Source organism: Zhongshania aliphaticivorans, from assembly GCF_001586255.1.
Taxonomy (GTDB): domain Bacteria; phylum Pseudomonadota; class Gammaproteobacteria; order Pseudomonadales; family Spongiibacteraceae; genus Spongiibacter; species Spongiibacter aliphaticivorans.
Genome location: NZ_CP014544.1, coordinates 3321394 through 3345629, shown reverse-complemented (window position 1 = coordinate 3345629; position 24236 = coordinate 3321394). Strand labels below are relative to the sequence as shown.

The 24236-nt window shown below is 52.8% G+C and carries 25 protein-coding genes; 10 read left to right on the top strand and 15 right to left on the bottom strand.

The window, feature by feature from the left end; translation table 11 throughout:
• Positions 1-5 precede the first annotated feature (5 nt).
• The 3 genes from gatB to gatC all read right to left on the bottom strand — a co-directional run bounded on the left by gatB (position 6) and on the right by gatC (position 3276).
• Positions 6-1454, bottom strand: coding sequence for an Asp-tRNA(Asn)/Glu-tRNA(Gln) amidotransferase subunit GatB (gene gatB / locus AZF00_RS14825; RefSeq protein ID WP_008251665.1), 1449 nt, complete (start codon positions 1452-1454; stop codon positions 6-8).
• An 11-nt stretch (positions 1455-1465) separates the two neighbouring features.
• Positions 1466-2920 carry an Asp-tRNA(Asn)/Glu-tRNA(Gln) amidotransferase subunit GatA gene (gene gatA, locus AZF00_RS14820; RefSeq protein ID WP_008251664.1) on the bottom strand — a complete coding sequence of 485 codons (1455 nt, stop codon included), beginning with the start codon at positions 2918-2920 and terminating at the stop codon, positions 1466-1468.
• A gap of 68 nt (positions 2921-2988) precedes the next feature.
• Entirely contained in the window at positions 2989-3276 is a 288-nt protein-coding gene (gene gatC / locus AZF00_RS14815; RefSeq protein ID WP_008251663.1) for an Asp-tRNA(Asn)/Glu-tRNA(Gln) amidotransferase subunit GatC, read from the bottom strand.
• A gap of 265 nt (positions 3277-3541) precedes the next feature.
• Here gatC and AZF00_RS14810 point away from each other — a divergent pair, with 265 nt between their 5' ends.
• From AZF00_RS14810 to AZF00_RS14780, 7 genes are all read left to right on the top strand, one after another.
• Positions 3542-4579 (top strand): rod shape-determining protein, encoded by a 1038-nt coding sequence (locus AZF00_RS14810; protein WP_008251661.1) that lies wholly within the window; start codon positions 3542-3544, stop codon positions 4577-4579.
• 81 nt (positions 4580-4660) lie between these two features.
• Positions 4661-5446, top strand: coding sequence for a rod shape-determining protein MreC (mreC, locus tag AZF00_RS14805; RefSeq protein ID WP_008251658.1), 786 nt, complete (start codon positions 4661-4663; stop codon positions 5444-5446).
• A 3-nt stretch (positions 5447-5449) separates the two neighbouring features.
• The gene (gene mreD / locus AZF00_RS14800; RefSeq protein ID WP_008251656.1) at positions 5450-5935 is read left to right on the top strand and encodes a rod shape-determining protein MreD; all 486 of its coding nucleotides are present in this window, start codon (positions 5450-5452) and stop codon (positions 5933-5935) included.
• Position 5936: 1 nt separating this feature from the next.
• A complete protein-coding gene (locus AZF00_RS14795) occupies positions 5937-6509 on the top strand; it encodes a Maf family protein (protein WP_008251654.1) in 573 nt (190 codons plus the stop codon).
• A 4-nt stretch (positions 6510-6513) separates the two neighbouring features.
• A complete protein-coding gene (gene rng, locus AZF00_RS14790; RefSeq protein WP_062384130.1) occupies positions 6514-7977 on the top strand; it encodes a ribonuclease G in 1464 nt (487 codons plus the stop codon).
• A 50-nt stretch (positions 7978-8027) separates the two neighbouring features.
• Entirely contained in the window at positions 8028-11888 is a 3861-nt protein-coding gene (locus tag AZF00_RS14785; RefSeq protein WP_008251651.1) for a YhdP family protein, read from the top strand.
• A gap of 2 nt (positions 11889-11890) precedes the next feature.
• A complete protein-coding gene (locus tag AZF00_RS14780; protein WP_008251649.1) occupies positions 11891-12694 on the top strand; it encodes a carbon-nitrogen hydrolase family protein in 804 nt (267 codons plus the stop codon).
• Between the two features lie 8 nt (positions 12695-12702).
• Here AZF00_RS14780 and yjgA read toward each other — a convergent pair whose 3' ends face one another.
• The 12 genes from yjgA to AZF00_RS14720 form a co-directional block, all read right to left on the bottom strand.
• Entirely contained in the window at positions 12703-13218 is a 516-nt protein-coding gene (gene yjgA, locus AZF00_RS14775; RefSeq protein WP_008251646.1) for a ribosome biogenesis factor YjgA, read from the bottom strand.
• A 17-nt stretch (positions 13219-13235) separates the two neighbouring features.
• Positions 13236-14594: a magnesium transporter gene (gene mgtE / locus AZF00_RS14770; protein WP_008251644.1), complete on the bottom strand. Its 1359-nt coding sequence runs from the start codon at positions 14592-14594 to the stop codon at positions 13236-13238.
• Positions 14595-14703: 109 nt separating this feature from the next.
• Positions 14704-14973, bottom strand: a complete 270-nt coding sequence (locus AZF00_RS14765) for an HPr family phosphocarrier protein (RefSeq protein ID WP_008251642.1) — start codon at positions 14971-14973, stop codon at positions 14704-14706.
• A gap of 10 nt (positions 14974-14983) precedes the next feature.
• Complete coding sequence (gene rapZ, locus AZF00_RS14760) at positions 14984-15841, bottom strand: RNase adapter RapZ (protein ID WP_008251640.1); 858 nt, start codon at positions 15839-15841, stop codon at positions 14984-14986.
• Positions 15841-16290, bottom strand: a complete 450-nt coding sequence (locus AZF00_RS14755; protein WP_008251639.1) for a PTS sugar transporter subunit IIA — start codon at positions 16288-16290, stop codon at positions 15841-15843. Before AZF00_RS14755 ends, rapZ begins: the two co-directional genes overlap by 1 nt.
• Positions 16291-16323: 33 nt before the next feature.
• Positions 16324-16611 carry a ribosome hibernation-promoting factor, HPF/YfiA family gene (hpf, locus tag AZF00_RS14750; protein WP_008251637.1) on the bottom strand — a complete coding sequence of 96 codons (288 nt, stop codon included), beginning with the start codon at positions 16609-16611 and terminating at the stop codon, positions 16324-16326.
• Between the two features lie 81 nt (positions 16612-16692).
• Positions 16693-18189 (bottom strand): RNA polymerase factor sigma-54, encoded by a 1497-nt coding sequence (locus AZF00_RS14745; protein WP_008251636.1) that lies wholly within the window; start codon positions 18187-18189, stop codon positions 16693-16695.
• Positions 18190-18331: 142 nt separating this feature from the next.
• Positions 18332-19057: an LPS export ABC transporter ATP-binding protein gene (lptB, locus tag AZF00_RS14740; RefSeq protein WP_008251635.1), complete on the bottom strand. Its 726-nt coding sequence runs from the start codon at positions 19055-19057 to the stop codon at positions 18332-18334.
• 2 nt (positions 19058-19059) lie between these two features.
• Complete coding sequence (gene lptA, locus AZF00_RS14735; protein WP_008251634.1) at positions 19060-19638, bottom strand: lipopolysaccharide transport periplasmic protein LptA; 579 nt, start codon at positions 19636-19638, stop codon at positions 19060-19062.
• Complete coding sequence (gene lptC, locus AZF00_RS14730) at positions 19625-20191, bottom strand: LPS export ABC transporter periplasmic protein LptC (RefSeq protein ID WP_008251633.1); 567 nt, start codon at positions 20189-20191, stop codon at positions 19625-19627. Before lptC ends, lptA begins: the two co-directional genes overlap by 14 nt.
• 1 nt (position 20192) lies before the next feature.
• Complete coding sequence (locus AZF00_RS14725; RefSeq protein ID WP_008251632.1) at positions 20193-20714, bottom strand: KdsC family phosphatase; 522 nt, start codon at positions 20712-20714, stop codon at positions 20193-20195.
• A 14-nt stretch (positions 20715-20728) separates the two neighbouring features.
• Positions 20729-21703 (bottom strand): KpsF/GutQ family sugar-phosphate isomerase, encoded by a 975-nt coding sequence (locus AZF00_RS14720; RefSeq protein ID WP_008251630.1) that lies wholly within the window; start codon positions 21701-21703, stop codon positions 20729-20731.
• 192 nt (positions 21704-21895) lie between these two features.
• Here AZF00_RS14720 and AZF00_RS14715 point away from each other — a divergent pair, with 192 nt between their 5' ends.
• The 3 genes from AZF00_RS14715 to murA all read left to right on the top strand — a co-directional run bounded on the left by AZF00_RS14715 (position 21896) and on the right by murA (position 24217).
• Positions 21896-22570 (top strand): MlaC/ttg2D family ABC transporter substrate-binding protein, encoded by a 675-nt coding sequence (locus AZF00_RS14715; RefSeq protein ID WP_008251628.1) that lies wholly within the window; start codon positions 21896-21898, stop codon positions 22568-22570.
• Between the two features lie 120 nt (positions 22571-22690).
• Positions 22691-22924: a BolA family protein gene (locus AZF00_RS14710; RefSeq protein ID WP_008251626.1), complete on the top strand. Its 234-nt coding sequence runs from the start codon at positions 22691-22693 to the stop codon at positions 22922-22924.
• A gap of 27 nt (positions 22925-22951) precedes the next feature.
• Positions 22952-24217: a UDP-N-acetylglucosamine 1-carboxyvinyltransferase gene (gene murA, locus AZF00_RS14705; RefSeq protein WP_008251624.1), complete on the top strand. Its 1266-nt coding sequence runs from the start codon at positions 22952-22954 to the stop codon at positions 24215-24217.
• Positions 24218-24236 lie beyond the last annotated feature (19 nt).

Here is a 24236-nt window from a genome sequence, read left to right as displayed (position 1 = left end):
AGTGCTTAGCTGCCTAGCTTTTCGTTTAAAAGTTTGTTGATAACGCCGGGGTTGGCTTGGCCCTTGGACGCTTTCATAATTTGACCAACAAAGAAGCCCAGCATTTTTTTGCGTTTGCCTTCATCGGCGCCGCGGAACTGTTCAACCTGGTCGGGATTGGCGGCGAGTACGTCGTCGACCATTGCGCCGAGGGCGCCGGTGTCGGAAACTTGTTTTAAGCCCTTGCGGTCGATGACGGCATCGGCGCTGTCGCCTTCGCCGTTCCACAGCGCCTCAAAGACCTGTTTGGCAATTTTGCCGGAAATGGTGTTGTCGACAATGCGCTGAATTAAACCACCGAGCTGGCTTGCGCTAACGGGGCTATTCGCAATGCTAAGACCGTCGCGGTTAAGGGCGGCCGAAAGTTCACCGTTCACCCAGTTGGCGGCGAGCTTGGCGTCGCCTGCCGCATCGGCTGCGGCTTCAAAATAATCGGCAATGGCCCGCTCGGTGGTGAGCAAAGCGGCATCATAGCTCGACAAGCCATAGGCTTGTTCAAAGCGCTGACGTTTGGCGTCGGGCAGCTCGGGCATGGTGGTTTTGAGCTGGTCTACTAGGCTTTGCTCGATTACCACCGGCAGTAAATCTGGGCAGGGGAAGTAGCGGTAGTCATTGGCTTCTTCCTTGCTGCGCATGGCCCGGGTTTCGTTTTTGTCGCTGTCGTAGAGCCGGGTTTCCTGCTTAACCTTGCCGCCGTCTTCGATTAATTCAATTTGGCGCTGTACTTCAACCTTGATCGCCCGCTCAACAAAGCGGAAGGAGTTGATGTTTTTAATTTCGGCGCGGGTGCCGTACTCCGCTTGGCCCTTGGGCCGCACTGAAACGTTGGCGTCGCAGCGCAAGGAACCTTGCGACAGGTCGCCGTCGGATATATCAAGATAGGTCACAATAGAGTGAATCTTGCGTAAGTACGCCACGGCTTCTTCAGCGCTGCGCATATCGGGTTCCGAGACAATCTCGATTAATGGCGTGCCAGCGCGATTGAGATCGATACCCGTCATGCCATGGTAATCTTCGTGCAAGGATTTACCGGCGTCTTCCTCTAGGTGGGCATGGTGCACGCGAATATCGCGGCTGCTGCCGTCTGCTAGGTTGATGGTGACAATACCAGGGCCAACAATGGGGAAATCCATTTGCGTGGTTTGGTAGCCCTTAGGCAAGTCGGGGTAAAAATAGTTTTTGCGGTCGAATACTGAGGCCATGCAGATGTCTGCATCGATCGCTAGCCCAAATAGTATGGCTTTTTTCAGTGCCTGTTCATTGAGTACCGGCAGGGTGCCAGGCAGGGCCAGATCGACTGCGCTGGCCTGCGTGTTGGGCGCGGCGCCAAAGGCGGTGCTGGAGCCGGAGAAAATCTTTGTTTTGGTGTTGAGCTGGACGTGTACTTCCAGACCAATAACTACTTCCCATTCCATAATGCTTTCCTTTATACGCTGCCGGGCGCGGCTTGACGGTGCCAGTCGCTGCGTTGTTGATATTGATGGGCGGCGGCGAGTAGGCTCGCCTCGTCAAAGTCGCGGCCAATCAATTGCAGGCCAATGGGTTTGCCTTGGGTAAAGCCCACTGGGAGTGAGATAGCAGGTAGGCCCGCCAAATTCACTGCAATGGTGTAAATGTCTTCAAGGTACATGGTTAGCGGATCGCTGACTTTCTCGCCCAGTGCAAAAGCAGGGTTTGGTGTGGTGGGGCCGGCGATCATGTCGACCTCCTTAAATGCTGCGTCGAAGTCCTGTTTGATCAGGCGGCGAATCTGTTGGGCCTTGCGGTAGTAGGCGTCGTAAAAACCCGAAGACAGCGCATAGGTGCCGATGAGAATGCGGCGTTTTACCTCGGCACCAAAACCTTCGGCGCGGGTGCGGGTGTAAAGGTCGTCGAGGTCTTTAGGGTTTTCGCAGCGGTAGCCGTAGCGCACGCCGTCGAAACGGGACAAGTTCGCCGAGGCTTCTGCGGGGGCAATAATATAGTAGCAGGGCACGGCCAAATGAGTGTGGGGCAGGCTAATGGCTTTGATCTCGGCGCCGAGTTTGCGGTACTCGTCCAGCGCAGCTTCAACCGCCGCGCCGATCGCGGGATCAAGACCTTCGCTGAAATACTCTTTCGGTACGCCGATTTTTAAGCCTTTAAGATCTTTGTTTAGATTGCCGACAAAGTCAGGCACCGCGAGCTGCATACTGGTGCTGTCCAGCGGATCAAAGCCCGCCATCGCCTGTAAGAGTAGGGCATTGTCTTCGGCGGTTTTGGCCATGGGCCCAGCTTGGTCGAGGCTGGAGGCGAAGGCGATCATGCCGTAGCGAGACACGCGGCCATAGGTCGGTTTGATGCCGGTTAGGCCGCACAGCGCCGCGGGTTGGCGGATGGAGCCGCCGGTGTCAGTGCCGGTCGCGGCTGGCGCGAGCCCCGCGGCAATCGCCGCCGCTGAACCACCAGACGAGCCGCCGGGTACGCAGTCGGTATTCCAAGGGTTGTGCACCTTGCCATAAAAACTGGTTTCATTGGACGAGCCCATGGCGAATTCGTCCATATTGGTTTTACCCAAGGTAACGGTACCCGCTTGCGCCATTTTGCTAACGATCGTGGCGTTATACGGGGCGATAAAATTGTCGAGCATTTTGGAGGCGCAGCTGGTGCGCACGCCCTCAGTGCAAAAAATATCTTTATGGGCGATGGGCACGCCGCACAGCAGACCGCCATTACCATTTTGACGAGCCTGATCGGCGGCGCGGGCCTGGGCTAAGGCGGCGTCAGCGGTCACAGTGATATAACTGTTATACCGTGGGTCGTGGGCGACAATAGCGTCTAAATACTGTTGGGTGATTTCTTCGCTGGAGAAGGTTTTGGCCTCCAGTCCGCGGAGGATGTCGGCAACCGTGTGATTGGGCATATATATGTAGCTCTTGGCAATATGTTTAATGTGGGTGTCGCGCGGTGGGCAGCGGGTGCCCAGTGGTCTCACTCAATAACTTGGGGAACCAAATACAGGCCGTCTTCGGTCTGCGGGGCAATAGTTTGGAAGTGTTCACGCTGATTGGTTTCACTCACTTCGTCGGCGCGTAAGCGCTGAACAGCGTCGTGGGGATTGGCCATGGCCACTACATTGCTGGTGTCCACCGCTTGCATAACATCGATCATATCTAAAATATCGCCAATGCGTTGACTGAGCTCTTCGGTTTCACTGTCGGCAACGTTGATACGCGCCAGTCTGGCCAGTTTGCTAATTTCGTTCTGGTCTAAACTCATGGGTCACCTAAATTCGTCGGTAATAGGCTGGCGCAGGCGTGTATTTTTCGGTGTTTAGCTTGAGCGTGGCACCGAGATTGCTTGGCAGACAGCAGTAAACCCGTAAACTTATCATATTTGCGCCTTGCCCTAAATCCCTGCCATTGATAGAGTGGCAAAGTTTTCAATTCAGGGGCATGCGAAAATTGCCGGGTGGCAATCTCTTCGAGTCTCTATAGCCTGGCTCTAGTCTAAATATACGGGCCGTATAAGGTGATACATACTAATGTTTAAACGAATTCGTGGCATGTTCTCCAACGATTTATCTATCGATCTTGGAACAGCAAATACGCTTATTTATGTTCGAGGTCAGGGCATCGTTCTCGATGAGCCTTCGGTAGTAGCTATTCGCGTGCACAATGGTCAGAAAACCATTGAGGCGGTTGGTATGGAAGCCAAGCGCATGTTGGGACGGACGCCCGGTAATATCACCGCTATTCGGCCATTAAAAGACGGTGTTATTGCCGACTTCCAAGTGACTGAGAAAATGCTGCAGCATTTTATTAAATTGGTACATCAAAATAGTTTTATTCGACCCAGCCCTCGGGTGTTGGTCAGTGTACCCTGCAAAAGTACTCAAGTTGAGCGCCGCGCGATTCGCGAATCGGTACTCAGTGCCGGTGCCCGTGAAGTGCGTTTAATCGAAGAGCCCATGGCCGCCGCAATTGGTGCTGGTCTGCGGGTTGGTGAAGCCTCGGGTTCGATGGTAGTGGATATCGGTGGTGGCACCACTGAAATTGCTATTATTTCTTTGAACGGCGTGGTGTATTCCGACTCTGTGCGCGTTGGTGGTGACCGTTTCGACGAAGCGATTGTCACTCATGTGCGCCGCACCTACGGCAGCTTGATTGGCGACGCGACGGCCGAGCGAATTAAGCAGGAAATTGGCTGCGCCTACCCCGGCAGTGAGCTGCGTGAAATTGATGTGCGCGGCCGCAACCTAGCCGAGGGTATTCCCCGTCGTTTCACCTTGAACAGCGACGAAATACTCGAAGCACTGCAGGAACCTCTACAGGTGATTATTCAAGGCGTTAAACGCGCGCTGGAGCAGTCGCCGCCAGAGTTAGCTGCGGATATCGCCGAAACCGGTATTGTTCTGACTGGCGGTGGTGCGCTGTTGCGTGGCATTGATCAGTTAATTGCCGATGAAAGTGCACTGCCAGTTATTATTGCCGAAGATCCATTGACCTGTGTTGCCCGCGGTGGTGGCAAGGCGCTGGAAATGATGGATCGGCATCATCTCGACATATTGTCTGCAGAGTAATAATGATTCGCCCTGTAGAGGGAGGACGCGGCAATTAAACCGGTATTCTCGAATGAGTCCTCGGTTGGCGGGCGCTTACTGTTGTTTGGTGGTATCGCGCTCGCGCTTATTTTGGTCGGCCAACGACTGGACTTTATGGCGCCGGTGCGCACTCAGTTGTCACTTGTTGCTGCGCCATTCTACTGGGTAGTTGATGTGCCCAGTAAAATGCTGAGCGAATTTAGTGATACGCTCAGTACGCGTCGCGAACTAATGGACGACAATGAGCGGCTGCGCGCTGAGTCCTTAATTCTGAATGCCAAGCTGCAAAAATACATTGAACTTCGCGCCGAGAACGTGCGGTTGCGAGAGTTAATGAATTCTGCCGAGCGTCTTAACGACACGGTTGTCGTGGCCGAAGTGGTGGCGGTTGCCTCGGACCCTAATCGTCATCAGCTGGTTGTAGATAAAGGTAGTCGCGATGGCGCTTTTGTTGGTCAGCCTGTGATTGATGCTACCGGCTTGCTCGGTCAAATTATAGAAGTCGGTTTATTGCAGAGTCGGGTGTTATTAATTACCGATAGCGCCCACGCCTTGCCGGTGCGAGTGAGTCGCAATGGTTTGCGGGCGATTGCCGAAGGCACTGGCCTGATAGACGAGTTGACCTTGACCCATGTCGCGGCTACCACCGATATTCAAGTTGGCGATCTTTTAGTTAGCTCCGGTTTGGGCGGCCGTTTCCCCGGTGGCTACCCGGTTGGCGAGGTTACCGACGTATCCATAGACCCCGGTCAGCCCTTTGCCGAAGTGCGGGCAAGGCCGATGGCGCAGCTTGATCGCAGTCGCAATGTCTTACTGGTTTTCAGTGAGCAGAAGTCGGAGGAGTAGCGCGTGGAATCGCATGCGCACGGACTGTGGTTTGTCGTAGTAAGTTTGTTGGCAGCGCTGCTGCTGAGTATTTCCCCGCTGAGCGGTGATTGGGCTTGGGCCCGTCCCGATTTCCTATTATTGACCTTGGTGTATTGGCTGCTGGCCTTGCCGGAGCGGGTTGGCGTATTTGCCAGTTGGCTGTGCGGCATGGTGCTTGATATTTTGCAGGGCGTGGTGTTGGGGCAGAATGCTTTTGCGCTGGCCGTCATTGCCTACATTATTCAAGTCTCGTACCAGCGTTTGCGTATGTTTAGTTTACGTAAGCAGGCTGCGTTTATTTCCTTGCTGGAACTTTTCCATATTTTAGTCGATCAGTGGGCACAAAATATTAACGGTGTTGCCCAAACGCATTGGCTGGTGTTTTTACCCATTATAAGTACCGGTTTCTTGTGGTTGTTCTTGCGGCCGAGCATTGCTTGGTTGCAGCGTTTGTTTGCGGTCTACTGAAATGTCTGAAATAGTGATACTGGCGTCGCAGTCACCGCGCAGGAAGGCATTACTTGCGCAGATTGGCGTTGCCGTTGAAGTTGTTGTCGCCGATATTGATGAGACGCCACACGCCGACGAAGAGGCGGCCCAGTATGTGCAGCGCATGGCTAGGGAGAAGGCCATGGCGGTGGTAGATCGCGTTGGACTGGCGCCGGTGATCGCCGCCGACACGTCGGTGATTGTCGATGGCGATATTTTAGGTAAGCCGGAAAGTCGGGCGCAGGCTCGGGCAATGTTGACGCGATTGAGCGGGCGTACGCATCAGGTTATGACGGGGGTCGCACTCTACGCGAGGGGCCAACTGCGGCTGAGCTTGGCGGTGACCGATGTCACTTTTGGCGATCTAAATGCCGAGCAGATTCATCGTTATGTCGCTACCGGTGATGCCGACGACAAGGCCGGAGCCTACGGAATACAAGGGGCTGCGGGGAAGTTTGTGCAACACATCTCGGGCAGTTATTCCGGAGTGGTGGGGCTACCATTATATGAAACGGCGGTTTTATTGAGAGATGCCGGAATCGGGTTAGAGTAAGGCCATGAGCGAAGAAATTCTGATCAATGTCACGCCGGTCGAGACTCGGGTTGCCGTGGTCGAAAATGGCGTGTTGCAGGAAGTGTATATTGAGCGCAGCCGCTCGCGGGGTATTGCCGGAAATATCTATCAGGGCAAGGTAGTACGTGTATTGCCCGGTATGCAGGCCGCTTTCGTTGAAATTGGCTTGGAGCGCACCGGCTTTATTCACGCCTCAGATATTGCCAGTTTAGATACCGCCGACGGTGAACACGCGGATATTCGCACTAAAATTCGCGAGGGCCAATTGCTGACGGTGCAGGTTAGCAAAGATCCCATGGGCACCAAGGGTGCGCGCTTAACGACCCGCTTATCAGTGTCGTCGCGCTATTTGGTGTATATGCCTGGCGCTGCGCATATTGGCGTTTCGCATCGAATTGATGACGACGTTGAGCGCCAGCGTCTGCGCGATTTATTGGAATTAGAAGCTCTTGATGAAAACGGTGAATTGCGGGACGGCTATATTCTGCGCACGGCCGCAGAGGGCGCCGGCGAAGAGGAAATGCGCGCCGATGTGCAATTTTTAAAACGTTTGTGGGTGGCGGTTGAACGGCGGATGAAACGCGATGTCGCGCCGAGTGTTATTTACGAAGACCTGCCGCTGTTTATGCGCACCATGCGCGACTTGGTGCGGCCAGGCTTGGAGAAAATCCGTATTGACTCCAAAGAAAGTTTTCAGCGAGTGGCGCAGTTTGCCGAGGATTACCTGCCGGAAATAGTCTCCCAGCTTGAATATTACCCCGGCGAACGGCCGATTTTTGATCTTTATGGGGTTGAAGACGAAATTCAGAAAGCTCTTGGTCGCAAGGTCGAGTTGAAATCGGGCGGCTACCTAATTATCGATCAAACTGAAGCCATGAGCACCATCGATATTAATACCGGCGCCTTTGTTGGTCATCGCAATCTTGAAGAAACTATTTTTAAGACGAATTTAGAAGCGACGGCGGCGCTGGCGAGGCAGCTGCGTTTGCGCAATCTCGGCGGTATTATCATTATTGATTTTATCGACATGAAAGACCCTGAGCATCGTCGTCAGGTCTTGCGAGCCTTGGAAAAGGCCATGGAAAAGGATTACGCCAAGACCTCAATCACGGGGGTGTCAGAATTGGGCTTGGTGGAAATGACCCGCAAGCGCACCCGCGAAAGCTTAGAGCATATTCTGTGTGAGAGCTGTCGATACTGCCATGGTCGCGGCTCGATGAAATCGCCGGAAACCGTTTGTTATGAGGTGTTTAGAGAAATACTGCGCGAGGCGAGAGCCTACGAGAGTAAACGCTTATTGGTACTGGCATCGCAAGAGGTGGTTGATCGTTTGCTCGACGAAGAGTCGTCGAGCGTTGCTGACTTAGAAGAGTTTATTGGCGCGAGTATCCGCTTTCAAGTTGAGGCCGTGTATACCCAAGAGCAATATGACGTGGTGCTATTGTGACGCTGGTGATGAGCGTGAGTCAGCGCGGCGGTCACTGTGGGTGAATGGTGATGCTCGGGCGTCTATTTCGACAACTCTACAGCTTGCTTTGGGGTACCGCGCTGCTGGTGTTGGTTTTGCTCGCCCTCTACGCCAGTTTGGGGCGGCAGTATATTGGCTTAGTTGACCGCTATCAGGACGAAATATTTCAGCAGGCCGAGGCGTATTCAGGTATTCCGCTGAAAGCCAGCGCAATGCATGGTAGCTGGGCAGGCTTGTCGCCAGTTATTGAATTACTTGAATTTCAACTCGGTGAAAGTGGCGCTCTGCGCTTTGATCGCGGCCGTATTGAAATAGATTTACTCGCCACGCTCTTTTCCGGCACCCCTAAAATTCGCCAGATTAAAGTGGCGAAACTCGCGCTAGATTTACAGCAGGACAGCGCTGGGCAATGGCGTATTCCGGGTTTGGATACGGAGGGTGGCGGCAGTCCCGACACCTTGATTGACTCGGTGCTGGGTGTGCGCAATGCCACCCTAGAATCGTTTTCGGTAAAGCTTCACTACGCTAATGGCAACCAAACCCAAGTAAGCATGCGTGATTTCTTTTTGCGCAGCGATGATAAATTTCGCCGAGCCTATGCCGAGTTAAATACCGACAGTGATGGCGATATTCAGTTATTACTGGAATCCTACGGTGATCCCCGCAATACCGAGCGCTTTAGCGCCAGCGCGTATTTAGCCATTGCTAATAGTCGTTTAAGCGCATTAACGCCGTTATTTAAAGACAGTGCGCCGCTGATTGATAGCGAACTCAGTGGCGAGGTGTGGTTGAGCTGGCGGCAGGCGCAGCGGATCAGTATCAGTGGCGTATTAAAGACCCCGGCGCTGTCTTTGGGTGTGCTGTGGAATTCTCAGGGCACCGTGCTTAATGATGTGAATATGCGGTTTAAAGGCAGCCACCGCGATGGCTTCTGGCAAATTGGTTTTTCTGAATTTGATGCGCGTTGGCAAGACATGCAGCTGGATCTGGCTGGCGTGTCTGTGCAGCGGCCAGAAGCGTCGCGCTGGCAATTTAGCCTGCCGCAGCTCGACCTTGATATTGCTAACACCTTGTTGCTCGAAAGCGAGGCGTTGAGCCCAGCTTTGCAAATGACCCTGGCGGAGCTGGCGCCCAAGGGAAGCTTGGATAATATCCAATTAGATTTGCACATTTCGCCTACAGGATTCGAAGGCTTTAACTTACGCGCTCAAGCCAATGCCTTAAGTGTGGAACCCTGGCAGGGTGCCCCTGGTGCAAAGGGCTTGTCTGGGTATATGGAAATTGCACCGAGGCGGGGTTTGCTGCTCTTGGATTCGCCGCGCCTCGCCTTGGATTTTCCGCATCTTTATGAGCAAGCCTTCGACTTGCAAAACGTCAAAACTGAGTTGAATTGGGCTTTTGATGACGATCATTTGGCGCTAAGTAGTGGCTTGATAAAAGCCGACAATCAGGGCGTGCCTATATCGGCGTTGTTGCGATTGGACCTGCCGCTGCACAAGGATACAGATGTCGAGCCCCAGATGAGCTTAGTCATTGGTGCACAGGATGCTGATGTCACCTTGCACCGACGTTTTACGCCGACGGTATTGAGCGATGGTTTGCTTGATTGGCTAGGTAAAAGCATTCGCGCAGGCAGGGCCAATACTGCGGGGTTTATCTATCGGGGTTCACTGCTGGCGTCTACTGAGGACCACCCTGCAGTGCAATTGCATTTGGACTTAAGCGACATTGAACTCGCATTTCATCCGGATTGGCCCGTCATAAGCGCCGCTAACGCCGAGGTTTTAATAGACAATGCCCTGGTCACTGCGACAGTGGCCGACGCGGCTCAGCTCGACGGTTTAGCGGTGGACGATCTGCGTGTGGCAATAGGGCCGGATACAGATGGCCTGTTTACATTAGATGTTAGTGCCAGTGCGCGGCCAAACTTTGCACAGGCCCAGCGCTTATTCACTGAAACGCCACTTCATCAATCTGTCGGCAATGTCTTTGATCAGTGGCGTGGTGAAGGTGATGCTGATGTTGATTTTGCCTTACAAATGACCCTGACCGAGACACCGAAAATTGATGTCAGCGTCGACGCCGATATCAATTTCAACACGATTGAAATGCGCAATTATCGTTTGACCTTAAACGATGCAATTGGTCATTTACACTACCAGACCGAGGGCGGTATTCGGAGCCGAGGTTTAGGCGCTAAGCTGTTTGGCCAGCCTATGAAGGCCAGCATTAAGCAGCGCGGCGGGCAGCTCGCTATCGATGTTAATGGCAATATCAATATGGCTGATATTGGCCGCTGGACTGGGCAGCCCGCAATGGGCTTTTTCCGTGGTAGCACGGCGGCCAAACTGCATATTCAGACCGGTTCGGACGCCGGCTTAACAGTGACATCTGATTTGCGAGGGGTGGATATTCTACTGCCGCAGCCATTGTATAAAGCGGCGGATAAAAAACGCGATGTAAAAATAAGCCTGCCTTTTGGCGATGGCCTTCAAGTGATGCATGTCGACTTGGCTGAGCAATTGAGCTTATTACTCGGATTTCAAGATGGTGCTGCGATTAGCGCAAATTTACACGTGGGTGCGGCGTCGAAACCGAATACCTGGCGAGATTTAAGCCCTGGACAAATGCTGATAGGTGGCCGACTCGCGTTTGCTGATTTTGACCAGTGGCGGCGAGTTTATGATCGCTATGCCGAGCTAGCTGCCAGTAATACGAGTTCAGAAGAGGGCTTAGCGTTTAGTGTTAAGGACCTCTATATCGATGAAGTGATGGTTTTCGATAATTTACTAGAGGCTGCGCAAATTTCTTTGCGCAGTGATCCCTACGCGTGGTTGTTGCATATTAATAGCCCGCAGGTACTTGGCGATCTTCACATTCCCCGGGCCGGGAGTGCGGCGGGTGACGTTTATAAATTGAAATTAGACTACTTGAGCTTGCCTTCGCCAAGGGATTCGTCGGCTAATTCCCTGGCGGGAGTAGATCCGCGAAGCCTGCCGAGCGTCGATCTGGATATCGTGAAACTGAGTATTGGCGATGAAGTCATGGGGCGGCTCGGCTTCGATTTACGCAGTGATACCGACGGCGCACATTTTTATAATGTGCGTGGCAGTTTGCGGGGAATTGAGTTGGCAACGGTGGCCGGCAGTACTAATTTGCATTGGCTGCAGGATGATAACGGCCAAAATACGTCCCAGTTGCGGGGCCAATTTGGCGTGGGTGACCTGGGTGATGTCTTGGAGGGTTTCTCCTACCCGAGGGTAATGGAAACTCGGCGCGGTAATTTTGACCTGAATTTGCAGTGGCCGGGAGCGCCCAGCCAGTGGACGCTCGCCGACAGTGAGGGCGAGTTTAGCTTTTCTTTTAAGGATGGCCGGTTTTTAAAAACCTCGGATGCGGCCAGTGGCACTCTGCGAATTTTTAGTATCTTCAATATGGCCAATATTGTGCGTCGCTTAAAGTTTGATTTCCGCGATGTGTTTAAAAAAGGCATTTATTTTGACCGGATGCGGGGCGGCTTGAATCTAGCGGATAGTCAGCTGCAATTATCGTCACCACTGGATGTTCATGGGCCATCGAGCCGTTTCCAGATGACGGGTGCCATTAATTTGCGCACCGAAGTACCTGATTTGCGCTTGGTTGCAACCTTGCCGGTGGGTAGTAATTTACCTTGGGTGGCGGCGTTGGTGGGGGGCTTGCCAGCGGCGGCCGGTGCCTATGTGGTGAGCAAGGTTTTTGAAGAGCAGATGGACAGCTTTTCCAGTGCGGTATATGAAATTTCGGGCACTATTCAGGAGCCTGAATTGATTTTTAAAAATATTTTTGACGACGAGTCCTTTGATATTAGTACGCCCCAAAGCCGTAACACCGGCAAGCCGGGGCTAAAGTAATCGTGGCGAATTTAGCGGCGATTCAAATGGTGTCCAGTGCGGATCTGGAGGCGAATCTACAGAGGGCGGAAGCCTTGGTTGCAGAGGCCGCGAGCAGTGGTGCAAGACTGGTGGTGCTGCCGGAAAATTTTGCCTTGTTTGGCAGTCCCGACATCGCCGCGCTAGCAGCTGCCGAGGCCGTCGACTCGACTTTGCAGCAATTCCTCAGTGCACTGGCAGCGCGGTATCAGCTTATTGTGGTCGGCGGCACTATTCCTACCCCAGCGGAAGATGGTCGGGTGTACGCGACGAGTTTTGTCTACGCAGCGTGCGGCAGCTGTCTTGGTCGTTACCGCAAAATACATTTGTTTGATGCCGAGCTTGGTGATGACCAAGGGCGCTATCGGGAGTCTGATTCCTATGCGCCGGGCGACAGTGTGCTGCTTGTCGATACCGAACTGGGCAAGCTGGGCGTGGCGGTGTGTTACGACCTGCGTTTTCCAGAGCTATTCAGGCTTATGCAGGATCAAGGGGTTGATATTATTGCCCTGCCTTCGGCGTTTACCCGCAGCACCGGCTGGGCGCATTGGTTGCCTCTGCTTCGTGCTCGCGCAATTGAAAATCAATGTTTTGTGGTAGCGGCTAACCAAGGCGGTATCCACGATGCTAAACGGCAGACCTCGGGCGGCTCTGTGCTTATTGACAGTTGGGGGCAGGTCTTGGCTGAGGCGGGCTTGGGCGCCTGCACGGTTATTGCTAACTATGACGCTGAGGAGCAACTGGCATTGCGCAAGCGAATGCCAGTTGCCCAGCACCGCCGTTTATAACTTTGCCATTAGTCAGCAGGCTTGGCGGCCTGAAGTTCTTTCAAATATTGGAATAATTTCCGTTTAGCAGCGGGCGGTTTTTTTGCCTGTGCGTCCTTGTCTATTTGCATTACCAGTTGGCGCAGACGTTGACGATCGCCATGGGGGTAGACGTTTAGGGCCTTTTCTATGGCGCCGATACCAGTCTCGGCGAGTTCATCGCGCAGTAGCTCTAATCGGTGAAATTGCTGAGCTTGCTCTCGTTGACCTTCTTCGCGTTTGGCTAAGCCAGCTTCAATCTCTGTGAGGTCGATTCCGCGCATTAGCTTGCCAATATACTGGAGCTGGCGGCGCAGTGCTTCACGGCTGGTCAACTTTCGGGCGGTGCTTAGCGCCTCGATGAGATGCTCATCGTGAATCGTTATTTTGGCCAGTTCATTATTGCTGAGCTTAACGAGCTTCTCCCCCAATTGCTGGAGGACTTGCATCTCTTTTTTCACCGCCGTTTTACTGGGGCGCTCTGATTCGGGTATTTCGTCAGTCACATTAAAATCCGTTGCTATTAAGCATAAAAATAGGTTGCTAGGCCGAGAAAGGACATAAAGCCGATAACATCGGTAACCGTGGTAAGTACTACGCCGCCAGCGAGGGCGGGGTCAATATTTAGGGATTTCATGGCCAGCGGCAGAACAGCCCCCGCTAGCGCGGCGGTAATTAAATTAATAATCATGGCGGCGGCAATAATGCCGCCCATCAGTGGATCGCCGAACCACACAGTAGTGGCGCCCGCTACGATCAAGGCCCAGAGGCCGCCGTTTATCGCGCCGACCATGATCTCGCGATTAATGAGCCAGCGACTATTGTCTTTACTGATATGGCCCAATGCCATACCCCTTATCACCACCGTTAAAGTTTGGGTGCCGGCGACGCCACCCATACTGGCTACAATCGGCATGAGTACCGCCAGCGCCACCACTTTTTCTATGGTGGCTTCAAATAAGTTGATAACGCCGGAGGCAATAAAGGCAGTGAGTAAATTGATACCAAGCCATATAGCCCGGCGCGGTGCGGTACTCCACACGGCGGCGAAGGTGTCTTCGTCTTCATCTAAACCCGCCATACTCATCAGGGAGTGGTCGGATTCTTCGCGAATAACATCGACCACGTCATCGATGGTGATACGGCCGAGCAATAGACTGTCTTCGCCAATGACCGGGGCAGAGACCCAGTCGTGGCGGGCGAAAAGCGTGGCGACCTCTTTTGACGACATACTGGCAGAGATCGGTTCCACCTCGGTGTCCATGATTTCCCGCACGGTCACGCTGGGGTCAGAGACCAGCAGTTTGCGCAGCGACAGTATGCCAATGTATTGATCGTTGCGATTGACGACGATCAGGCTGTCGGTCATCTCTGGCAGGCTTTCATGGCGGCGTAAATAACGCATCGCGACATCGAGGGTGATGTTGGGCCGCACGGTAATCGTGTCGGTGTTCATCAAGCCGCCAGCAGTGTCCTCGTCGAAGGACAAGACATGTTCTACGCGTAGGCGATCTTGATGGTCCATCGATTCCAGAACTTCGCGAATAACGCGGTCTGGTAATTGCTGGAGAATGTCAGCAATGTCGTCGGCTTCGAGACCTTCGGTGATGGCCGCGACTTCTTCGGCGTCCATTTGCCGTAGGAATTGGCTTTGGACTTCGTCATTGAGGTGTTGAAGGATGTCGCCTTCATTCTCAGAGTCGATAAGCTGCCACAAAACACTACGGATTTTGTGCGGCGTTGATTCAATTAAGTGGGCGGCGTCTGCTGGGGGCAGGCCGTTTAGCATGCGGCGAATTTGCAGAAACCCGCCAGAACCCAGGGCGTCGTTAAGGGTTTTTAGCTGGCTCTCGGATTGTAGCTTGTCTGCAGTCTGGGCCATACCTATCCCTAGCCTGAGCCGTGGTGGATTTGTGAGATATCTTGGTAATTATCCTTGAAAGCGCGGCGCGCAACAATCCACTAGCTAATTTCAGATGAAATAAAGTTTCTTACTCACCCTCACCAAAGCGTTGATTTATCAGGTCTTGTATTGCGCTCAAGGCCGCCGTCTCGTCGTTTCCTTCGCAGCGAACGTGAATGTCGCTGCCTTTTCCGGCGGCGAGCATCATCACCGACATAATACTTTTGCCGTCGACACTTTTGTCGCCAATGCGCAGGGTAATAAGCGAGCTATACGCACCTGTGGTGGCAACGAGTTTGGCGGCAGCGCGGGCGTGCAAGCCGAGCTTATTAATGATTTTGAGTTCTGCTTCGACCATCGTGTCTTCTCTAATTCTGGAGTTCGCGATGGCGAACTTGTAAGTCTGGGTAGGCGCTACGCATGGCCTCTGCCAAGGATTCAACCATATATACTGAGCGATGTTGACCACCGGTGCAACCAATCGCAATGGTGAAATAACTGCGGTTACTGGCTTCAATTTTGGGTAGCCAGGTTTGCAGGTATTGCAGAATATCGTGATGCATCAATTGCACATCAGGCTGTTTGGCGAGAAAGTCCTGCACGGCTTGGTCTCGACCGGTGAGGCTGCGTAAATTATCTTGCCAGTGGGGGTTGGGCAGCATCCGCAAGTCGTAGACAAGGTCGGCATCAATCGGCAGGCCGCGTTTAAAACCAAAGGATTTTAGCTGCACGGCAAGACGACTGGCGTCGACACCGAGAATACGGTCGCGAATCGCCGCGCGGAGTTCGTGTACCGTCATGTCACTGCTGTCGATTGCCAGCGAGGCTTCGACCACAATGGGTTCCAGTAAACGAGACTCCAGTTTAATGGCATCGGCCAGTGGCAGCGAGTCAGTGGTTAGCGGGTGGCGACGGCGAGTTTCACTAAACCGCTTGATAAGTTTGTCGTCACCGGCGTCGAGAAAGACGATTCGAAGGTGGGCGTATTGTTTGACCTGATCGCACAGGCTTTTGAAGCGTGCTAGGCCATCTTGGGCGTTGCGGGCATCGATGCATACGGCGACGTGCTGGTGCACTTTCAGTGGACTTCGTGACAGCTCACGAACCAGCTCGGGTAGTAGAGATACGGGCAAATTGTCGATGGCATAGAAGCCTTCATCTTCCAGCTGATGCAGGGCGGTACTTTTGCCGGAACCTGAGCGCCCGCTGAGGATGATGAGTTCCATTAGCTTTGTAGCGCTCGCTCAAAGAGGGCCTGGTCAGACGTGGCGCTGCGCAGCTCACTGCGAAAGCTTTCTTCATTGAAGGCCGTGGCAAGCGCACCTAAGACTTTAAGGTGCTCGTCGTGGGCTTCTGCTGGCACGATAAGAGCAAACACCAAGTCGACGGGCTGGTCGTCTACCGCTTCGAAATCGATGGCTTGCTCTAGCTTGAGGAGCATGCCGGTGATCGCGGTGCAGCGGCTACTGCGACAATGAGGAATAGCGACGCCGTGGCCAATACCGGTACTGCCCAGTCTTTCTCTGGCCAAGAGCTCATTAAATAATTCATCGGCGTCAAATTCGCTATTATCGGCGCTGATACCGGCTGAAATGAATTCAAGAAGTCGTTTTTTACTGGTAATGGACGCACCGCTGTGGGTGCGTCCTAAGGTGAGAATGGAATTGAGTATCATGGTTTCTTGCAACAGTGGTTTAGGTCAAGGGCCTTAGCGGCCGAGAGTTTTTTCTTTGTGTTTAATTAATTGTCGATCGAGTTTGTCGGTCAGGCTGTCGATCGCCGCGTACATATCCTCCGATTCGCAGGTGGCAAATAGGTCGGCGCCGGCGACGTGCACGGTGGCCTCGGCCTTTTGGATCAGCTTTTCTACTGACAGGGTGACGTCGGTATTAGTGATGTTGTCAAAGTGTCGTTGAAGTTTGCCGAGCTTGGTATTGACGTAATCGCGAAGAGACGGGGTAACATCAACGTGGTGACCACTAACAGTAATCTGCATATTTTGCTCCTTCATCGCTGAAAATAACTAGCGCCTCACGGCGCGTGTATGACGACAATGACCGTAACAGGGGCACTGCCACTATACCAGTCGTTTCCGCTCGTTTGAGGGCGGAATAACCAGTGATTCTCGATATTTTGCAATGGTGCGGCGGGCAACCTGAATGCCTTGATCGCCGAGTAAGTCGGTAATTTTACTGTCGCTTAGCGGTTTACGGGGGTTTTCTGCCGCCACCAGCTTTTTAATTAACGCGCGAATAGCGGTCGATGAACACTCACCGCCGGTGTCGGTTGATACATGACTGGAAAAGAAGAATTTAAGCTCAAAAATGCCTCTTGGGGTGTGCATGTATTTTTGGGTCGTTACCCGTGAAATCGTGGATTCGTGCATGCCAACCGCTTCGGCAATATCGTGTAAAACCAGGGGTTTCATGGCTTCTTCGCCGTATTCTAAAAAGCCGCGTTGGTATTCAACAATTTTGGTTGCGACTTTCATTAGAGTTTCATTGCGGCTGAGTAGGCTTTTGATAAACCAGCGCGCTTCTTGCAGATTGTCGCGGATATAGTCGTTATCACTGCTATTGCTGCTCTTTCTGGCCAGTGCCGCGTAGTGTGCGTTAATTTGAATTTTGGGTGCAATATCAGGGTTCAGCTCCACCAGCCAGCGATCGTCCTTTTTGCTTACAAACACATCGGGGACGACATATTCAGTTTCGTCGGCGCCAATGCTGTCACCCGGTGTGGGGTTGAGCGATTGCACCAGTTTTATGATGTCGCGAAGCTGATCTTCTTTTAAGCGGCAGCGACGCATTATCTGGTTATAGTCGCGATTGCCCAATTGCGCCATATATTGGCTCACGACAAGACGGGCTTCTTCAACTAAATAGGTGTCGGCGGGTAATTGCTTGAGCTGAATCAATAAACACTCTTGCAGGTCGCGGGCGGCTACGCCCGGTGGATCAAATTGCTGAATAAGATGTAAAACCGCATTGAACTCTTCGATTTCGATTTCGTCACTGGCAAAGCCTTCGACAAGTTCTTCTGCGCTGACCGTTAACCTGCCATTGTCATCGATGGCGTCGATGATGGCGTCGGCAATTAAACGGTCAATATCAGATAGGCGGCTGAGGTTTAGCTGCCAGCGTAAATGGTCTTGCAGGGAGTCGGCGCTGGAATTGCGATAGTCGTTGCTGTAGTCGTTGTCTTCCGCTGCCGAACCGCTGCCGGAGCCGCTGCTACTGCCGCTGGTTTGGTAAACGTCGTCCCACTGGCTGTCTACCGGCAGGTCGTCAGGGATGTCGCTGCGTTCGGCCCATTCAGTGTCTGCTTCGGGCTGCGGGGCTTCGGTCTCTTGGTCGCTGCTTTTCTCTGCTTTTTTGGGTTCGGCGGATGTGGGTTCGGTATTGACTTCAAAATCGTCGCTGTCATCACTGATTTCAAGCAGTGGATTGGAGTCCAATGCTGATTGTATTTCTTGTTGGAGGTCGAGGGTAGAGAGTTGTAATAAGCGAATCGCTTGTTGCAGCTGAGGTGTCATGGTCAGGCTTTGACCGACTTTGAGCTGTAGCGATTGTTTCATAGGCAGCGGCTTCTACAACGGGGTGATGGCAACACGAGTAATAGGTTTTACTCTACCGGCAACAATTATGCCTCACTCTCAGTGTAGTCGGGACAATCATCTCCTGCAATACCTGTGCCGACTCATTTACTCATTGCATAACTTATAAAGTAAATTTATCGCCCAAGTAAATGTCACGGACAATCTGATTACTTAATACGGTGTTGGCGTCCCCTTCGGCAACGATACGGCCTTCGCCAACGATATAGGCTTTGTCGCAAATATCGAGGGTTTCTCTGACGTTGTGGTCAGTGATGAGTACCCCAATGCCCCGCGCTTGCAAGTGCTTTACAATATTTTGAATGTCGTTCACCGAGATCGGGTCTACCCCTGCAAAGGGCTCGTCAAGGAGTATGAAGCTTGGCTCGGTGGCCAACGCACGGGCAATTTCAACTCGGCGACGTTCACCGCCGGACAGCGCCATACCCATGGATTTGCGAATATGGGTAATGTGAAACTCTTGAAGCAGAGCCTCTAATTTTTCTTTGCGTTGCGTACGGTTGAGGTCTTTTCGGGTCTCGAGGATGGCCATAATATTATCGGCGACGGTCAGTTTGCGAAAAATTGACGCTTCCTGTGGCAAATAGCCCACTCCGTTTTTGGCGCGGCCATTAATTGACAGTTTGGTTAGGTCGCGATCATCGAGGCGGATCGTGCCCCTGTCGGCATTAACGATGCCAACAATCATATAAAAGCAGGTGGTTTTACCTGCGCCATTGGGGCCGAGTAGGCCGACAATTTCGCCGCTGCTAATGGTGAGCGACACATCTTTAATGATTTCGCGGCCCTTGTAGGCCTTGGCGAGATTGCTGGCTTGCAGAACTGGCATGGTTAGCGCGATTCTCCGCTGGGGGCGTTGTCAGGGGTGGGCTTGGTCGTCGTGTTGTTGGCGTCACCGCCAGGCAAGTCGCCGTCAGGGATTGCTTGGGGTTGGAGGGTCATTTTTACTCGATTCTCTTTTTCTGTGGTGCCGCCGTCGGCCACCACCATTTGCTTGCGGCCGCTGTACACCACGCGGTCGCCGGAGATTTTGGAACCTTGATGGGTAATCGAGGCATTCTTTTGGAGAAGAATTTCCTCTTGTGCCAAACTGTATTCAATGCGCTGGGCGCTGGCGATTACGACCCCCTCTTTGGCCCGGGGCTGTTGTTCAAAGTAGGCGGGGCTGCCCTCGGCAATCACTTTTTCAACTTTTCGGTTTGACTCAATAATGGTCAGTTTGTCGGCGCGGATCTTGAGCGAGCCCTGATTCATATTGACGTTACCGATATAAACACCTTGGTTGTTTTCGTAAATTGCCCTATCGGAGCTCAGATTGATGGCTTGTTTGCGGTCATCGGGCAAGCTCAGCGCAGTGCTGCAAACGCTCAGGGTAAGCGTGATGGCGAGCGCGGCTTTAAATAGGGTCATAATGGCCTTTTACCTGATCAAGGAGTTCAACACGTTCATCTTTCATGCTGGCTTTCATGCCGAGTGAATGAGTTTTGCCATTGCGCAATGATAGGGTCAGTGGCTGGTCAGTACTCACTTCGCTGCTCTCTAAATTTATTTGCAGTAACTCGGTCGTTATTTGTGCCTGTCGGATTAAATCTTTTACCAGTACGGTGTCGAGCAGGGTTAATTGTTCGCCGTCTTGAGATAGCTTGCCGGTCTTAGCGCTGGCCGTCCACGGTCGTTGGTCTGCGATATTGCCGATATAAAAGGGGTCTTGCAATGAAATTGAGCCATCGGAAATTAATCGCTCCGCACTGCTTGCCCGCCATTTGTAGGCGATTTCGCCATCGCGGCTGTATTTAATGCCGTCGACTTTGGTGAGGTGAGAGTCGGCATCGGGAACCGCCTCAAAACGCTCAACAATACTCAGCTTACCACTTTCACTGAATTGCGTTAGGTAGACAATAATACCGGCCATGGCGGTGATGGCCGACAGCACGGAGAAGACAGTGAATTTGATTTGCTTCATGTCAGAGGTATTGTTCCAGCGCGCTATTGAGTTTGCCTTGAGCGGTAAGGATTAGCTCGCAGACTTCGCGAATAGCGCCGCTGCCGCCCGCGGCGCGGGTTTGCCAGTCGGCGTGGCGAGCGACAAACTCGTGGCCATTGGCAACGGTAATCCCTAGGCCAGCTTTGCGGATAGCAGAAAGATCGGGTAGATCGTCACCAACGTAGGCAATTTCACTCATTTCAAGCCCGAGATCAGCGCGCAGCTCCTCTAAGGCGACGAGTTTGTCCTCGCGGCCTTGGTAAATTAGCTCTATTTTGAGTTCACCGGCGCGACGCTTAACCAGTTCGGAGCAGCGACCAGTGATAATGGCCGGTTTAATACCCGCGTCGCGCAGTAGTTTAATGCCGAGGCCGTCGAGAATGCTAAATGCTTTCATCTCCTCGCCACTATTGCCAAAGTACAGGCTGCCGTTGGTCAGCACGCCGTCGACATCCATCGCCAAGAGTTTGATGGTTTTTGCTTTCTCAATAACACTGTTCATGGTGTTGCAGATTCCTAGGCAACGCCTGCTTTGAGCAGGTCGTGAGTGTGGATGACGCCGACGGGTTGACCGTCTTCATTGACGGCGACCAATACCGTAATTTTATTATCTTCCATGATGCGCAGGGCTTCAGCGGCCATGGTGCCGGGCTTAATGGTGCGGCAATTGCGGGTCATAATGTCATCGATGGGACACTTATGTATATCAATACCGCGATCAATGGCCCGGCGCAGGTCGCCGTCGGTAAAAATGCCGACAAGCACGCCAGCGTCGTCAACCACGGTGGTCATGCCTAGCGTTTTACTGCTCATTTCCAGTAGGGCACCGCTGAGTGCACTGCCTAAGCTAATTTTGGGGATGCTGTCGCCGGTGTGCATAATACTGTCGATTTTTAGGATCAGTCTGCGGCCCAGCGCGCCACCGGGGTGGGATAGGGCGAAGTCATTGGCAGTAAAGCCTCTCGCTTCTAATAGGGCGATCGCGAGGGCATCCCCCATCACTAAGGTGACGGTGGTACTGGACGTTGGTGCGAGGTTTAATGGGCAGGCCTCCTCGGCCACCCCGACGTTTAAATGCACATCTGCGGTGGTGGCGAGCTCTGAGTTTGGATTGCCGGTTAACGCGATGACGGGTACCGCGAGTAACTTAAGCAGCGGCAGAATAGTGATTAATTCGCCGGTAGTGCCGGAGTTGGAGAGCGCAATGACGACATCGCCAGCGGTAATCATGCCCAGGTCGCCGTGACTCGCTTCGCCGGGGTGAACAAAGAAAGCTGGGGTGCCGGTGCTGGCAAGGGTGGCGGCAATTTTATTGCCGATGTGCCCCGACTTGCCCATGCCGGTAACCACGACGCGGCCTTTACAGCCCATTAAAATGTCGCAGGCTTGGCTGAAACTTTCGTCTATGCGGTCGGCGAGGACGGCAACGGCATCCCGTTCCATACGGATAACGCGCAGCGCTGAGCTGGTATATGATGTGCTATTGGTCACTCGGGATTACCTGAATTATTGAAATTGCCCGTTAAGCGGGGGCTAATGTTAGCTATGATAATTTCCAATGTGACAAAATAACAGGATTAGCTGACCTCCGATGCGGGAGACATTTCCGTAAAAGAGGGTCGAAGCTAGCAGTTAGCAGTGTTGTGCCGTGTTTGTGCGGTTAAAAATTATTGAGGGAATGATATGTTTAAGCGAATTTTACTGGCGGCATTTATGGCTGTAGGCCTATCAGTGCAGGTATCTGCGGAGCAGAAGGGGCCCTACGAAGTGGTGGCTGATACTACCCAAGAGCTGGTGAAGGTTATCGAAGGTGCGCGCAGCTATGTAGATAAAGACCCTGAGCGTTTTACGGGTGAAGTGCGCCGAATAATGGATGAGGTTGTCGATTTTCAGAGTTTCGCGCGGGGCATAATGGGTAAATATGGCAGCCGGGGTTATTACGAGAGCCTGAAGACGGATGCTGAGCGCGCTAAATTTCGCGACCGGGTGATGCGTTTTACCAATAATTTTAAAGACGGCTTAATCAATACCTACGCCAAAGGCCTGCTTGGTTTTAATGGCAATCGTATCGAAGTATTGCCGTTAGCCGATGACGCCGATTTATCGGGCAGCGTTGGTGTGCGTCAAAATATCTATGGTGAGCGCGCCAAGCCCTATCAGGTTATGTATACCCTTCGTCAAGGCTCTGATGGCAGCTGGAAGTTGCGCAATGTGGTTATAGAAGGCTTGAACTTAGGTCGTATTTACCAGAATCAGTTTGATGCTGCGGTTAAGCAGTACAATGGTGATATCGACAAGGTTATTGCTAACTGGACAGTTGCACCGCAAGCGGTGATGGAAGAGCAGGCGACAAAATAAGCTTAGTGTCTTAATGGCGAGGGATGAATGCGTGTTTAGGTATTCGTCTCGCCATGTTGACCGCAATTGCGTACAATTCCGCGCTTGATATCGCAAGTGAAGAATACAGGTAGAATTGTCATGCAAACAGACCATATCGAACAGCGCCTTTCAGAGCACTTTCCCGAGAGTGACGTGGCTGTTAGCGGCGACGGCAGTCATTTTGATGTTCGGGTTGTGAGTGCCGCATTTGCTGGCTTGCGCGCTGTTAAGCGCCAGCAATTGGTTTATGCTGCAGTCAACGATTGGATACGCGACGGTTCACTCCACGCCATTAATATTAAAGCTATTACCCCCGAGGAAGCCCAAGCCTGAGGCTGACGGGACTTTCCAGGAGATTTCATGGATAAGTTGCTTATACGCGGCTGCGGCCCTTTGGCCGGAGAGATTCGCGTGTCCGGTTCTAAAAATGCGGCGCTGCCGATTCTTGCCGCCACCTTGTTGTCCAGTGAGCCGGTATTGATCCGCAATCTCCCGCACTTGCACGACGTGACCACCATGATTGCACTGCTGCGCAGCATGGGCACCGAGCTTATTGTTGATGAGCGGCTCGGCGTTGAAATCAATGGTTCTACGACCACTAAAACGACTGCACCCTATGAGCTCGTGAAAACTATGCGGGCATCGATATTGGTGCTGGGGCCTTTATTGGCGCACTTCGGTCACGCCAAGGTGTCTTTTCCCGGTGGTTGCGCTATTGGTAGTCGGCCAGTTGATCAGCATTTGCGTGGCTTTGAGGCGATGGGCGCCATCATCGACATCGACGAAGGTTATATCACTGCGCGGGCACCTGAGGGCGGTTTGAAAGGTGCTCATGTACTGTTTGATATGGTTACCGTTGGTGGTACTGAGAACGTAATGATGGCGGCGGCGCTGGCTAAAGGCCGCACCGTGCTAGAGAACGCCGCGCGTGAGCCAGAAATTGTCGATTTGGCCAATTGCCTGATCGCCATGGGTGCCAAAATAACGGGTCACGGCACAGCAACCATTACCATTGATGGTGTCGAGCGCCTGAGCGGCTGTACCTACTCGGTCATGCCTGATCGCATCGAAGCGGGAACCTATTTGGTGGCTGCTGCCGCAAGTCGTGGTTCGATCCGGCTGCGAGATATTGGTCCCGAAACGCTGGAAGCGGTATTGGTTAAATTGGAAGAGGCGGGTGCTAAGATCGAAAGCGGTGCCGATTGGATTACACTTGATATGGACGGTCGTCAGCCCAAAGCGGTGAATATAAAGACGATGCCATATCCGGGGTTTCCTACCGACATGCAGGCTCAGTTCACCGCGATGAATACCGTGGCTGACGGGGTGTCCCATGTTACTGAAACAATTTTTGAGAATCGCTTAATTCAAACCCATGAAATGAACCGTATGGGCGCGAAGATCACCATTGAAGGTAATACCGCGATGATTAAAGGTATTGATCGCCTAAAAGGTGCACCAGTGATGGCCAGTGATTTGCGCGCCTCGGCGAGCCTTGTTATTGCTGGTTTGGTGGCAGATGGCGAAACCTTAGTCGACCGAATCTATCATATTGATCGCGGCTATGAATGTATTGAGGAGAAATTCCTCGCCCTCGGCGCCGATATTCGCCGGGTTGCTAACTAGAATTTATCAGTTCCTGGAG